Source organism: Mesorhizobium sp. M7A.F.Ca.US.002.01.1.1, from assembly GCF_004022955.1.
Classification (GTDB): domain Bacteria; phylum Pseudomonadota; class Alphaproteobacteria; order Rhizobiales; family Rhizobiaceae; genus Mesorhizobium; species Mesorhizobium ciceri.
The window spans coordinates 1-12,825 of the sequence record NZ_RZQE01000133.1 but is presented as its reverse complement, the minus strand read 5'-3'; the positions used below and the strand labels follow the sequence as shown (position 1 = coordinate 12,825).

13 protein-coding genes are annotated in these 12,825 nt (G+C 63.1%); 3 read left to right on the top strand and 10 right to left on the bottom strand.

The annotated features are described in order from the left end of the window. From EN932_RS15550 to EN932_RS15530, 5 genes are all read right to left on the bottom strand, one after another. On the bottom strand, window positions 1–207 hold a 207-nt coding region (locus EN932_RS15550), incomplete at its 3' end, for a DUF4167 domain-containing protein (protein ID WP_128368905.1). A gap of 303 nt (window positions 208–510) precedes the next feature. Beyond that, complete coding sequence (prmC, locus tag EN932_RS15545; protein WP_127370352.1) at window positions 511–1,383, bottom strand: peptide chain release factor N(5)-glutamine methyltransferase; 873 nt, start codon at window positions 1,381–1,383, stop codon at window positions 511–513. Beyond that, window positions 1,376–2,455 carry a peptide chain release factor 1 gene (prfA, locus tag EN932_RS15540; protein ID WP_127384728.1) on the bottom strand — a complete coding sequence of 360 codons (1,080 nt, stop codon included), beginning with the start codon at window positions 2,453–2,455 and terminating at the stop codon, window positions 1,376–1,378. Before prfA ends, prmC begins: the two co-directional genes overlap by 8 nt. Window positions 2,456–2,465: 10 nt before the next feature. Beyond that, a complete protein-coding gene (ptsP, locus tag EN932_RS15535; RefSeq protein ID WP_063169068.1) occupies window positions 2,466–4,736 on the bottom strand; it encodes a phosphoenolpyruvate--protein phosphotransferase in 2,271 nt (756 codons plus the stop codon). 83 nt (window positions 4,737–4,819) lie between these two features. Continuing rightward, window positions 4,820–6,073, bottom strand: a complete 1,254-nt coding sequence (locus EN932_RS15530) for an aspartate kinase (RefSeq protein WP_013529459.1) — start codon at window positions 6,071–6,073, stop codon at window positions 4,820–4,822. A 258-nt stretch (window positions 6,074–6,331) separates the two neighbouring features. Here EN932_RS15530 and EN932_RS15525 point away from each other — a divergent pair, with 258 nt between their 5' ends. After that, complete coding sequence (locus EN932_RS15525; protein WP_027163519.1) at window positions 6,332–8,188, top strand: CHASE3 domain-containing protein; 1,857 nt, start codon at window positions 6,332–6,334, stop codon at window positions 8,186–8,188. An 11-nt stretch (window positions 8,189–8,199) separates the two neighbouring features. Here the strand turns inward: EN932_RS15525 and EN932_RS15520 are convergent, their stop codons facing one another. Then, the gene (locus EN932_RS15520) at window positions 8,200–8,769 is read right to left on the bottom strand and encodes a putative glycolipid-binding domain-containing protein (RefSeq protein WP_127369983.1); all 570 of its coding nucleotides are present in this window, start codon (window positions 8,767–8,769) and stop codon (window positions 8,200–8,202) included. A 286-nt stretch (window positions 8,770–9,055) separates the two neighbouring features. Here EN932_RS15520 and ubiG point away from each other — a divergent pair, with 286 nt between their 5' ends. Next, a complete protein-coding gene (ubiG, locus tag EN932_RS15515) occupies window positions 9,056–9,805 on the top strand; it encodes a bifunctional 2-polyprenyl-6-hydroxyphenol methylase/3-demethylubiquinol 3-O-methyltransferase UbiG (RefSeq protein ID WP_013529456.1) in 750 nt (249 codons plus the stop codon). A 1-nt stretch (window position 9,806) separates the two neighbouring features. On the opposite strand, the gene EN932_RS15510 is transcribed toward ubiG, so the two are convergent. Together EN932_RS15510 and EN932_RS15505 are read right to left on the bottom strand one after the other, a co-directional pair. Next, window positions 9,807–10,325 carry a flavin reductase family protein gene (locus EN932_RS15510; protein WP_063173138.1) on the bottom strand — a complete coding sequence of 173 codons (519 nt, stop codon included), beginning with the start codon at window positions 10,323–10,325 and terminating at the stop codon, window positions 9,807–9,809. Window positions 10,326–10,467: 142 nt separating this feature from the next. Further along, window positions 10,468–11,358: a DMT family transporter gene (locus tag EN932_RS15505; RefSeq protein WP_127384729.1), complete on the bottom strand. Its 891-nt coding sequence runs from the start codon at window positions 11,356–11,358 to the stop codon at window positions 10,468–10,470. Window positions 11,359–11,454: 96 nt separating this feature from the next. On the opposite strand from EN932_RS15505, the gene EN932_RS15500 reads away from it, so the two are divergent. Next, window positions 11,455–11,940, top strand: coding sequence for a MarR family transcriptional regulator (locus EN932_RS15500; RefSeq protein ID WP_013529453.1), 486 nt, complete (start codon window positions 11,455–11,457; stop codon window positions 11,938–11,940). A gap of 6 nt (window positions 11,941–11,946) precedes the next feature. On the opposite strand, the gene EN932_RS15495 is transcribed toward EN932_RS15500, so the two are convergent. Together EN932_RS15495 and EN932_RS15490 are read right to left on the bottom strand one after the other, a co-directional pair. Further along, complete coding sequence (locus EN932_RS15495; RefSeq protein WP_164753528.1) at window positions 11,947–12,501, bottom strand: hypothetical protein; 555 nt, start codon at window positions 12,499–12,501, stop codon at window positions 11,947–11,949. Window positions 12,502–12,623: 122 nt separating this feature from the next. Next, the coding region (locus EN932_RS15490; protein WP_128368904.1) for a DUF1178 family protein at window positions 12,624–12,825 on the bottom strand (202 nt) is incomplete at its 5' end.

The window sequence follows — 12,825 nt, the reverse complement described above, 5'->3', positions numbered from 1 at the left end:
GTGTGAATCACGGGCAAGGGTGGCGTATTTTTCGGCGATCTGCTGAGCCGAACCGCGGATCTTCACGTCCGGGCCATTGCTCTCGTAGTTGCGCGTCAGGGGATTAGGCCCCTTGCGGTTGTTGTTGTTATTGTTGTTATTGTTACCACCGCCGCCGCCATTGTTGTTGCGACCGCGCATGCGCCTGTTCTGCTGTTGTGGCCTCATCAAACTCTCTTCATTTTGAAATTTTCGAAAAACTCTTCACGAACGGAGGCGCTCATGCAGCCAGCCGTTTCGTCTCTTCACCGGCGTTCGCCCGCATCGATTGCGTTGGCGCCACGTGTCATCCTGTTCCGGTTACATCACTTGCCGGACGATTCCCGCACGAAGCTTGGGCATCGTTTGCGCAAGAAGGCAGCTATTTCCAAGGAAAACCGAATCGCTAAGAGCACTGCCTGCTTCGTCTCATCCGGTTAAGGCGACCCTAGCCGCATTCCCCGGCATTGCCAAGCGCTTTTTTGCACTGCGTCAAGGCTTTATCCTTTCAAAGACAATAACCCTGTCGTTTCCACCGAGGTCACGGAAAACACTGCCCGGCACGTAGCCGGCTGCAGTGAATATCTCGCAGACCTCGTTGCGTTGCGTATGGCCGATCTCGACCGCAATTCTGCCTTCAATTTCCAAAAACCTTGCCGCTTCCGCAGCGATGGTTCTGTAGGGGTTCAGACCGTCCGCGCCGCCATCCAGGGCTAGGCGCGGGTCGAAATTGCGGACTTCGTCCTGCAGATTTCCAATGTCTTCGGAACATATATAGGGAGGGTTTGCGACAATTACATGGTACCGGCCGGAAACTTTTTCGAACCAGTCCGACTGCAGCGCCGTGAACCGGCCCGCAAGGCCAAGTTGCCCGGCATTGCGGGCCGCCGTCGCCAGCGCACCCGCGGACAGATCGACGCCGGTGGCATTAGCCGTCGGCACGACGCTGAGCAGCGCCAGCGCAATGGCGCCGGTGCCGGTGCCAAGATCGAGGATGCGACACTCGCCTTCCTGCGTCGCAACCGCCTTGACGAAGGGCAATATCGCCTCGACCAGCGTTTCGGTATCCGGCCGCGGTTCCAGCGTTTCCGGCGACAGCGCCAGGCGCAAACCGTAGAATTCACGATAGCCGAGGATGCGATGCACAGGTTCGCCGCCGGCGCGGCGTCTCAACGCGGCATCGATTTCGGCAACAGCGCCGGCGCCGACCCTGCGTTCGGGGTCCGCAATGGCTTGCGTGCGCGTCGTGCCCGAAAAATGCTCGACGATCAGCCTCGCATCGAGCGCCGGGTCGTCGACGGTGCTGCCGAGCCGAGCCCGCGCTTCCCGCAGCAGCGGCCCGAGCGCGTTGGGCAGGTCAGTCATCGATGCCGATGTCGGCGAGCAGCTTGGACTGATGATCGGCGATCAGCGCGTTGATGATCTCGTCGAGTTCGCCCATCATCACCCGGTCGAGCTTGTAGAGCGTCAAATTGATGCGATGGTCGGTGACGCGCCCTTGCGGGAAATTATAGGTGCGGATGCGTTCCGAGCGGTCACCGGAGCCGACCTGTGACTTGCGCGATTCGGAGCGCTCCTCGTCAGCCTTGCCGCGTTCGAGATCATAGAGGCGGGCGCGCAGGATCTGCATCGCCTTGGCGCGGTTCTGGTGCTGCGATTTCTCAGCCTGCACGACCATGATGCCGGTCGGCAGATGGGTGATGCGGACCGCCGAATCGGTGGTGTTGACGTGCTGGCCGCCCGAACCCGAGGCGCGCATCGTGTCGATGCGGATATCTTCGGCCCTGATGTCGATGTCGACCTCTTCGGCTTCGGGCAGCACCGCGACGGTTGCCGCCGACGTGTGGATGCGCCCGCTGGCCTCGGTCGCCGGCACGCGCTGCACGCGGTGCACGCCGGATTCGAATTTCAGATGCGCAAAGACGCCCTTGCCCGACACCGTGGCGATGATTTCCTTGTAGCCGCCGGCATCGCCATCACTGGCCGAGGCGGTCTCGAAACGCCAGCCGCGTTCGGCGGCGTAGCGTTCGTACATGCGAAACAGGTCGCCGGCGAAGAGCGCGGCCTCATCGCCGCCGGTGCCGGCGCGGATTTCGAGAATGGCGTTCTTGTCGTCGGCGGCATCCCTGGGCAACAGCAGGATCTGAATGTCCTTCTGCAGCGCCTCGATGCGGTCCTCGACCCCTGGCAGCTCGGCCTCGGCCAGCGCCCGCATCTCGGCGTCAGTGCCCTTGTCGGCAAGCATGGCCTCGAGGTCGGCCTGTTCATGCTCGGCCGCGCGCAGCGCCCTGACCTTGGCCACCATGTCCTGGATTTCGGCATATTCGGATGCCATACGCACATAGGCGTCCGGGGCCGGGCCAGCCGACATCTGCGCTTCGAGCATCTCGAAACGCTTGACGACTTGATCCATACGATCGCGGGGCAAATTGACCATGATGAGGCTGCTATAACGGGATCGAACGGTCGTCGGCAAAGGCCTGCAGCAGCGCCCGCATCGGCAGGCCCTGTGCCGGAGCCATCAGATTGTCGTCGAAAAACGCCTTCAACTCGTCCAACGGCAGTTCCGTCAGCATCGCCTTGACCGGCCCGATCGAGGCCGGCGACATCGAGATCGAGCGGAAACCGAGTCCGATCAACGCCATCGCCGAGATCGGCTTGCCGGCGAGTTCGCCGCACAGCGTCACCGGCGTGTGATTGCGGACGCCGGCATCGGCGATCTGCTTGAGGACGCGCAAGAAGGGTGCCGACAGCGTGTCGAAGCGGTTGGCCAGTTGCGTGTTGCCGCGGTCGACGGCCATGACGAACTGGAACAAATCGTTCGAACCGACCGAGACGAAATCGACCGCCTTCATCAATTCGTCGAGCTGGAACAGCAGCGACGGCACTTCAAGCATCGCCCCCAGCTTCAGGCTGGTCGGCAAATGATGGGCAAAGCGCGACAAGTGCCGCACCTCGCGGTCGATGATCTCGCGCGCCTGGGTGATCTCGCCGAGCTCGGTCACCATCGGCAGCATCAGCTTCAATTCGCGGCCGCCGCTGGCCTTGAGCAAAGCGCGGATCTGGGTGCGCAGCAGGCCCGGCCGGTCGAGCGTCAGGCGGATCGCCCGCCAGCCAAGCGCCGGGTTCTCTTCCTGGATCGCGCCCTTGAAATAGGGCAGCACCTTGTCGCCGCCAATGTCGATGGTGCGGAAGGTGACGGGCTTGCCGCGCGCCGCTTCGAGCACGTCGCGGTAGAGCTTTTCCTGGGCCTCGGCCCGGGGAAAGGTGGAAGCGACCATGAATTGCAATTCGGTGCGGAACAGACCGATGCCGGCCGCACCCGCTTCGGCAAGCTGCGGCAGGTCGACGGCAAGACCGGCATTCATCAGCAAATCGACCTGGACACCATCCCTGGTCGTCGACGGCTTTTTGCGCAGTTCGCGGTAGACCTCTTGCCGGCGCGCCCTGAAACGCACTTTTTCGGCATAAGCAGCCTCGAGATCGGGCTGCGGCCGCAAATGGATCACGCCCTCCTCGCCGTCGACGATGATGGCATCGCCGTTTTCCGCCATGGAAACAGCGCCCTTCATCTGGCCGGCGACGGGGATGCCCATGGCACGGGCGACGATGACGACGTGGCTGGTCGCTGCACCGTCCTCGAGCACCAGCCCGCGCATCTTGTCGCGGGGATAATCGAGCAGTTCGGCAGCTCCCATCGAACGGGCGACGATGATGGCGTCCTTAGGCAGCGATGCCGCGACATCTTCCGGCCCGCGCCCCATCAGCTGGCGTAGCAGGCGGTTGGCGAGGTCGTCGAAATCGCTCATCCGCTCGCGCAGATAGGGATCGGTCATGTGCAGCATGCGGGCGCGCATGTCGCTCTGCACCTTTTCCACCGCGGCTTCGGCCGTCAGGCCGTTGCGGATCGCCTCTTCCAGCCGGCGCACCCAGCCGCGATCGTTGGCGAACATGCGATAGGCTTCCAGCACCTGGCGATGCTCGCCCTCGAAGGCGACGTCGCGGCGTTCCAGCATGTCGTCGATGGACAACCTGAGCGAGCTGAGTGAGGTCTCCAACCGGCGAACCTCTTCCTCGCTGTCCTCGTTGAACAGATTGGTGACGACGATGCGCGGCTCGTGCAGCACGACATGGCCAAGCCCGACGCCTTCATTGAAGGACAGGCCGGTGAAGCTGACAGGACGGCGCAGATCGAGTTCGAGGCCGGGCCGGGTCAGCCGCGCCAGATCGCCAGTGGCGATCATCTCGGCGATCACCATCGCCGTGGTCTCCAGCGCCTCGACCTCGTCGTCGCGGTAGTGGCGCATGGTCTTGTTCTGCACCACCAGCACGCCCAGCGTGCGCCCTGCCCGCAACACCGGCACGCCCAGGAACGAGTTGTAGATCTCTTCCCCGGTCTCCGGCAGGTAAGCGAAGGCAGGGTGTTCCTGCGCATTGGACAGGTTGAGCGGCCGCGCGCTGGCGGCGATGGTGCCGACCAGGCCTTGGCCCAGCCGCAACTGCGCCAAATGGACGGCGTTCGGGTTCAGGCCTTCGGTGGCGTAGAGTTCGAGCACCGAATCGGCGCGCAGCACATAGAGCGAGCAGACTTCCGCGACCATGTTGGAGGCGATGTCGCGCACAATCCGGTCAAGCCGCTCCTGCGGCTCCAGCGGCTCCTGCATGAGCTCGCGGAGCCGTTTGAGCAAAACGCGCGGGCCACTGGCCTGATCACGCATCGCGGCTTGTTCTCCAATGGGCATTCTGCCCGCCGCAGTTTCCACCGCGACCGGCGCACACGCAACAACTCAAATCGTTCTCGCTACTGCTTATCCAGACCGTAGACGGAATGCAAAGTACGAACCGCAAGTTCCGTATACGGGCCGTCGATCAGGATCGAAATCTTGATCTCCGAGGTCGTGATGGCGCGGATGTTGATCGATTTGTCGGCCAGCGCCTTGAAAGCGGTGGCGGCAACGCCGGCATGGCTCCTCATGCCGATGCCGATGACCGAAACCTTCGACATGCCGGCTTCCGACTGCACGACATCGTAGCCGATCGAGGCCTTGAGGCGTTCAAGCACGGCCAGCGCCTTGTCGACATCGCCCGACGGCACGGTAAAGGTCATGTCGGTGAACTTGCCGTCCTCGGAAATGTTCTGGACGATCATGTCGACATTGATGTTGGCCTCGGCCAGCGGCCCGAAGATGCCGGCGGCAACGCCCGGCCGGTCGCCGACCCGGCGCAGTGAAATCTGCGCTTCGTCCTTGGCGTAGGCAATTCCGGTGACGACCTGCTGTTCCACGATCTCTTCCTCGTCGCAAATGAGCGTTCCGGGCGGATTGAGCAAATCCCCCATTCCGGGCGCATCGGGATCGTCGAAGGACGACCGCACGAAGGTACGCACCCTGTGCACCATGGCAAGCTCGACCGAACGCACCTGCAGAACCTTGGCGCCGAGCGAGGCCATTTCAAGCATTTCCTCGAACGAGATCTTGGCCAGCCGCCGCGCCTTGGGCTCGATGCGTGGATCGGTGGTGTAGACCCCGTCGACATCGGTGTAGATGTCACAGCGATCGGCTTTGACCGCCGCGGCGATGGCGACAGCACTGGTGTCGGAGCCGCCGCGGCCGAGCGTGGCAATACGATTGTCCGGGCCGATGCCCTGGAACCCGGCAATCACCGCCACCTGGCCCTCGCCGAAGCGCTTGATCAGGAACGCACCGTCAATGTCGAGGATGCGCGCCGCCCCATGCGCATTATCGGTCTTGATCGGGATCTGCCAGCCCTGCCAGGAGCGGGCGTGCACGCCCATGTTCTGCAAAGTGATGGCCAGCAGGCCGGCCGTGACCTGCTCGCCGGAAGCGACGACCGCATCATATTCGCGTGCGTCATGCATCGGCGAGGCCTCACGCGTCCAGCCGACCAGTTCGTTGGTCTTCCCGGCCATCGCCGAAACGACCACCGCCACCTCATGGCCGGCGTCGACCTCGCGTTTGACGTGACGCGCCACGTTGCGGATGCGGGCGATGTCGGCGACGGAGGTTCCGCCGAATTTCATCACGATGCGCGCCATGGGAGCGAAATGCCTTTGCCTGAAGCCGGATCCCAGCCAAAAGCCGGAATCCCGAAAAGCGGAAGGCCGGCTGACGCCGGCCGCTGAATGCGCGGCCTCCTTAGCCAAATGACGAAGGTTTCGCAAGGCTGGCGGCCAATTGCCGGCTCCAGAAGCCGGCATATTGCCTTCCGCCCCGGCGCCGCCTACGAAATGCTGCCTGCGGGGAATTCTTTTGGTTCGGCATAGCAGATGATGATTGCTCGGTTTCGACGTGCCATGCGATGGCAATCGCTCCCGCTTGTCGCAGGCTTTGCGGTGCTGGCGCTTATTGTCGGCAGCCGTGCCATGCTGGTCGAGGAACAGCGGGCCAACCGCGCCGCCGCGCGCGAGGCAATCGAATATCAGCAATTGCTTTCGGGTCTGCTTTCTCTGGCACAGGAAGCCGAGAACGGCCAGCGTGGCTACCTGCTGACCGGCGAGAAATCCTATCTCGAACCCTATCGGAGCGCTGTCGGCGCCATTCCGGGGCAACTTGCCCGTATCGACAGCTTGACCGCCCCCGACGACCAGTTCGTCCAGCCGATCAACCACATCAAGGACGCGCTTTCGCAAAAGCAGGCTGAACTGGCCGAGACGATTGCCCTGTACGACCAGGGCAATGCGACGAAAGCGCTGGATCTGATTCGCAGCGGCCAGGGCAAGGCAGTCATGGACGAAATCCGAACCAGCATGGATACGGTCCGACGCATCAGCGCCGCAGCCGTCGCCGCGCGCGACGCGCATACCGACCAGGTCGAGACCTGGCTACGCATCGGTTCGGTGGCGGCACTGCTGGCGATCTTCCTGCTTGCCGGCTACGCGATCAGGGAATCGCGCCGCCGCTTCCTTGAGGTGGTCGTCGCCCAGGAGGAGTTGGTGCGCAAGAACGTCGCGCTCGGCAGTGAGATCGAGACACGTGAAAAGGCAGAATCCCAGATCCGCCAGATGCACAAGATGGAGGCGGTCGGCCAGCTTACAGGCGGCATCGCCCACGACTTCAACAACATGCTGGCGGTGATCATCAGCGCCATGAACCTCGCCCAGCGCAAGCTGGCGCGCGGCGAGCACGACATCGCACAATTCATCGACGCGGCGATCGATGCCGCGACCCGCGCCGCCAATCTGACGGCCCGGCTGCTCGCCTTCTCGCGTCAGCAGCCGCTGGCGCCGCAGATCGTCGACGCCAACCGCCTGCTGACCGGGATGTCCGACCTGATCCGGCGGGCACTCGGCGAAACCATCCGCATCGAAACGGTGCTGGCGGGAGGCTTGTGGAAAACCCATGCCGACCCGAGCCAGATCGAGAACGCCGTTCTCAACCTGGCCGTCAACGCCCGCGACGCCATGGGCGATGACGGCAAGCTGACCATCGAGACCGCCAACAGCCATCTCGACGACAGCTACGCCGCCGCCCATGCAGAAGTCGCGGCCGGCCAGTATGTGATGATCGCCGTCAGCGATACCGGTTCGGGCATGACCCCCGATGTCATGGCCAAGGCCTTCGAACCCTTCTTCACCACCAAGCCGGTCAACAAGGGCACCGGCCTTGGATTGAGCCAGGTGTTCGGCTTCGTCAAACAGTCGGGCGGCCACGTCAACATCTATTCCGAGCCCGGCGAAGGCACGACAATCAAGATCTACTTGCCGCGGTATTTCGGCGCCGAAGAGCCGGCCGTGCCCACCGGGCGCGGCGACAACTCCGCCGCACCGGTCGCCGAAACGATCCTTGTCGTCGAGGATGATGCCCGCGTGCGGGTCTCCACCACCGAGGCCATACGCGAACTCGGATACACCGTCATTGATGCCGCAAGCGGCGAGGAAGCGTTGCAGAAACTGGCGGAAAACCCGAAGGTCGCCCTGCTGTTCACCGACATCGTCATGCCCGTCATGAACGGCCGCAAGCTGGCGGAAGAGGCCGTTGCCCGCATGCCGCTGCTGAAGGTGATCTTCACCACCGGCTTCACCAGGAACGCCGTGGTCCACAACGGCGTGCTCGACCACGACGTGCATTTCCTCGCCAAGCCCTTCACCATCGAGCAACTGGCAGCGAAACTGCGTGACGTGCTTGGCACGACGCAGGTCGCAGCGGACTGATCACAATCGCTTCAGCCTGACGCAGCCGCGCGTCTCCAAAGGCCGGGATAGTCGACAACGAAGCCGTGCGGCGAGACGTTGAGGGTTTCGTCATAGCCGAACACCGGCGCGGCATAGGCATAGCGAACCGTGTCGAGACGCCGATAGGTCTGATCGAGGCGCACCAGCCTCAGTTCAGGGAAAGTCAGGTAGGCCGCCGGGGCAGGCGACGCTTCGCCGATCCCGAGGCCATACCGGCGGATCGCCACCAGGTTCGATGCCGGTGTGAAGCCAAGATCGACGTCGACAAGACCGTCGACACCCTGCTGGACTTCGCCGTTCAGCGTCCACTGGCCGTTGAAATCGCGTTCGATCGCATAATGCAGCTGGCGCGTGCCGAGAAAGCCTTCGACAAGCGCCGCCCGTGTGTGCCAGCCGGCATCGCAATCCACCCCGTAGGCGAGGCAGCACGGCTTGCCGTCCTGGATGAAGATGGCTTGTCCCTTGAGGCTGTGCCCGCCATCGGTCTGCGCAAGCAGACAGGCATCATGCCCCTCCACGTCCAGCCGATGCCAGAGGATCGAAGCCGTCATTGCTGTCATCGTCACCTCCTTCGAGTTCAAAACGATGATGTGTTCCTTCGCCCGCCAGGCCAATTGTGTTTCACCGCGGCGCACTCCAGCTGACATGCCCTGACAGAATCCGGCTCCCTGCCGGCAGAGGAAAATTGTTGCCTTGACATTCGCGGCTTCACGCCCGACTTCCTAGCGCATGGCCCCGAAATCGAAGTCGATTTCGGAAAGGATCATGCGCAGAATCTAAAGTGCTACAGCGTCCTTTGCGCGTCCAAGAGGACGCGCGGCGCTGTAGTGTCGAGGAGACCAACCTATGCCAGAGCCCCGACGATCGACGATCGATGCCGGAGAAGTGGAACGCTTTTCCGCCCTTGCCGCCGAATGGTGGAACCCGAACGGCAAGTTCCGTCCCCTGCACAAATTCAATCCGGTCCGGCTGGCCTATATCCGCGACCAGATAGCGACGCGCTTCGGCCGTGACCCACGCGCTGCAAGGCCTTTCGAGGGACTGCGCATCCTCGACATCGGTTGCGGCGGCGGACTTTTGTGCGAGCCGATGGCGCGGCTTGGCGCCGAGGTTGTGGGCGCGGATGCCTCCGAAACCAACATCGAAGTGGCCAAGCTGCACGCCGCCGAAGGCAATGTCAGCGTCGACTATCGCGCCACGACGGCCGAGGACCTTGCCGACGCCGGCGAGAAATTCGACGTCATCCTCAACATGGAAGTGGTCGAGCATGTCGCCGACATCGACCTGTTCGTCGCCAAATGCGGCGAGATGGTGCGGCCCGGCGGCATCATGTTCGTGGCCACCATCAACCGCACGCTGAAGGCGCTGGGCTTAGCCATCATCGGCGCCGAATATGTGCTGCGCTGGCTGCCGCGCGGCACCCACCAGTTCGGCAAGCTGGTGCGCCCGGAAGAGCTCGAAAAGGCGCTTGCCGGCGCCGGCCTGACCATCATCGACCGCACCGGCGTCACCTACAATCCGCTGGCCGACCGCTGGGCGCGGTCGAAGGACATGGACGTCAACTACATGGTCCTGGCGGAAAAAGGCTCGGTCTGATCTATTCAGAATTCAGCGGCCTGTAGCCGCCGCGCCAGTAGATCAGCGCCTGGCCGGCATCGGACGTGCGCACGGCCTCGACCGAACCGATGACGATGGAATGCGTGCCGCGATCGATCATCTCATCGAGGCTGCAGTCGAATGCGGCCACCGCGTCCGAAAGCAGCAAAGCTCCGGTCTTGAGCGTCACCCATTCGGCGCCCTCATAGCGGTCCTTGCCCTTGATGCCGCCGAAGCCGGAGAACCGCTCGGCCACGCGCTGATGCTGGGGGCCAAGCGAGTTGACGCCGAAATGCCGGTAGCGTTCGATCACCGGCCAGGTCGACGATGACCGGTTGACGCAGGCGATCACCTTGGGCGGCTCGGCCGACAGCGAGACGACCGAAATGACCACCAGACCGGAGCGATCCTCGCCGGTGCCGGCGGTGATGACGCTGACATTGCCGACGATCAGCCGCATCGCGGCGCGAAAATCAGCTACATCGACGGCAGTCTCCTCGGATGTCTTCGGTTCGGTCATGGCTTGCTCCAGAGCACGATTCCAAAAAGGGAAAGGTCCTCGGAAAAGACCACGCTCAAACAAGAAGATAAAGCAGATCTGGATACAAATTCAGGTGAGATCGGCTCCAGGCGCGAAGGCAGTTCGGATCCCCTGCGACCGCTCACGCCTTCTGGCTTTGTGCCCTGGTGGTGATGAACACGCCGGCGGTGATGATGAGCGCGCCTGCCCAGGTCAGCAGTTGATAGTGCTCGCCGAGGAAGAGGGTTCCGGCAAACAGGCCGACGGCCGCCGCCACATAACCGATCTGGCTGAGATAGACCGGACCGCCGACCGCCTGCAGCCGGAAGAAGAACGCGAACATCGCCGATGCCGACGCAACCTGCGCGACGACGACCAGCGGCACGCCGCCGAGTGGGACGAAAGCTTCGCCGCCGAACAGGAGGAGAATGCCGGCAAGCAGCATCGCCGCCGACGCCAGATGGCTGCCGACGGCAAGCTCGATCGGGCCGGTACCGTCCGGCCAGTCGACCGTGCGATAGATGTTGCCGGCGGCAAGGCTGACCGGGATGAGCAACCCCATCGTCACCCAGAACAAATCGGCCGGCTGGCCGGCCTCGCCGCGCGTCACCGCGACCATGACGGCGCCGATGAAGCCGACGGCGATGCCGGCAATGCCCAGCATGTTGGGGCGCCGGACACGCAGCAGGATCGAGAACACCAGCGTGATGACCGGCGACAGCGTGAACATGATGCCGGTGTAGCCGGCGCCCAGATGCGGGATGGCCGAGAACATCAGGAGATTGGGGACAGCATAGGACACCGCGGCGGTGACGAAGAAATAGCGCAATTTGTGCGCGGTGAGCCGGACCCGCTTGCCGCGAGCCAAGAGCATGCACAGCAAGACCCCGCCGGCGCCGAGCGAGATGACGAAGGCCCAGACCATGGCCGGCACGCCGGCAGCCGTGGCGAGCTTGCCTAACGGCAGCGTCAGGCCGAGCAGGCCGCCGGTGACGACCAGCAGGCCGAGCGCCGAATCCCAGAGAAGCTTCATTGACCGAATCCTGTAGCGCGGCTCTTGGCCGGCATTGCATCTTGCAGTAAGATAACGGAAAGATTCTTAACGTCAAGATAAATGATGGTGAGACAGTTGGACAGGGCAGCACGGGCGATCGAGCAATGGAAGCGGGAACGACCCGATCTGGACGTCTCGCCGATGGGTGTGCTCGGGCGGCTGAACGAGGCCGCCTCGCTGATCGCCCGCGAGCGCCTGGCGCCGTTGTTTGCCCGTTATGGATTGCAGTCCGGGGAATTCGACGTGCTGGCAACGCTGCGCCGCTCTGGATCACCCTACGCGCTGACGCCGACCGCCCTCTATGAAGCGACGATGGTGACGTCAGGCGCCATGACCAACCGGCTCGACCGGCTCGAGACGTCCGGATTGATCCTGCGCGGGCCGCACCCCAACGATCGGCGCGGCATTGTCGTGCGGCTGACCGAAAAGGGTCTCGCGTTGATCGATGAGGCTATTGCCGCCCATGTTGCCAACGAGCATGAGATTCTTTCCGGCCTGACACCGGCCGAACGGGAGACGCTCTCTCGGCTGCTTGAGAAATTGATCGGGAGCGTGAGCTAAGCCGGGTCAGTTCGTAGGCTGCCGCGAGAACCGGCGCCGGTGTTTCCAGCGGCGGTATGATACGGTGAGGTCGACAAGCCGGGTCGGCATGTTGAGGTAGAGCAGAGCATCCCGCAAACCGCTGAGATAGCGCTCACTCATCGCCTTGTCGGAAAAGTCCGGCATGGCCTCGAGTGTCGCTTCGGCTTGCTGGCTCCGGCCCTTTCCGGTCGGCAATCTGGCCGCAAAGGCTATTTCTCGACGCAGACAGACCTGCTCCACGCGATCCCGCAGCGCCTCTTCGTAGCCGATACCACATCGCATAAGCCGCGCGTGGGTGGCTTCATGGACGATAATCGAAGCGACCAATTCCGGCGTCGTCCCTTCGCTGATGATATGGCGCTCGTCCAATTCGCATGCCTTGGAAGAGTTTGCCCATTGCGCGACGGAAGCAGGAAGGGTTGTGACAAATACCTGTCTTACGTCACCAAGCAGCCGTCTGTAGCGCACTGGATCAAAATCACGAATAAGCTGAAGCGCCTCGACGATCTTGTCGGTGCCCTTGTCGCTGATGATGAGCAACCCGTCGATCGTTCGGGTACCGCTAAGCTTGACGGCGCCCCAGCGGGCCAATCGGCCAACGACGGCTCTTATGCTGCGTCGCGGCTCAATCGCTTCTGGGTCGCGCAAAGCCCCCTCGGAACTCAGTTGCGGTCGTCCGGAAACACCGGGATCGGCATGAACTCGACGCCGTCCTCGACCAGGCTCTTGGCTTCGTCCAGCGTCGCCTCGCCATAGATGCCACGCGGGTCGCTCTCGCCGAAATGGATCTTTCGCGCTTCCTCGGCGAACTTGTCGCCGACATAATCGGCATTCTCGCGCACCTTCTCGGCCATCGCCTTGAGC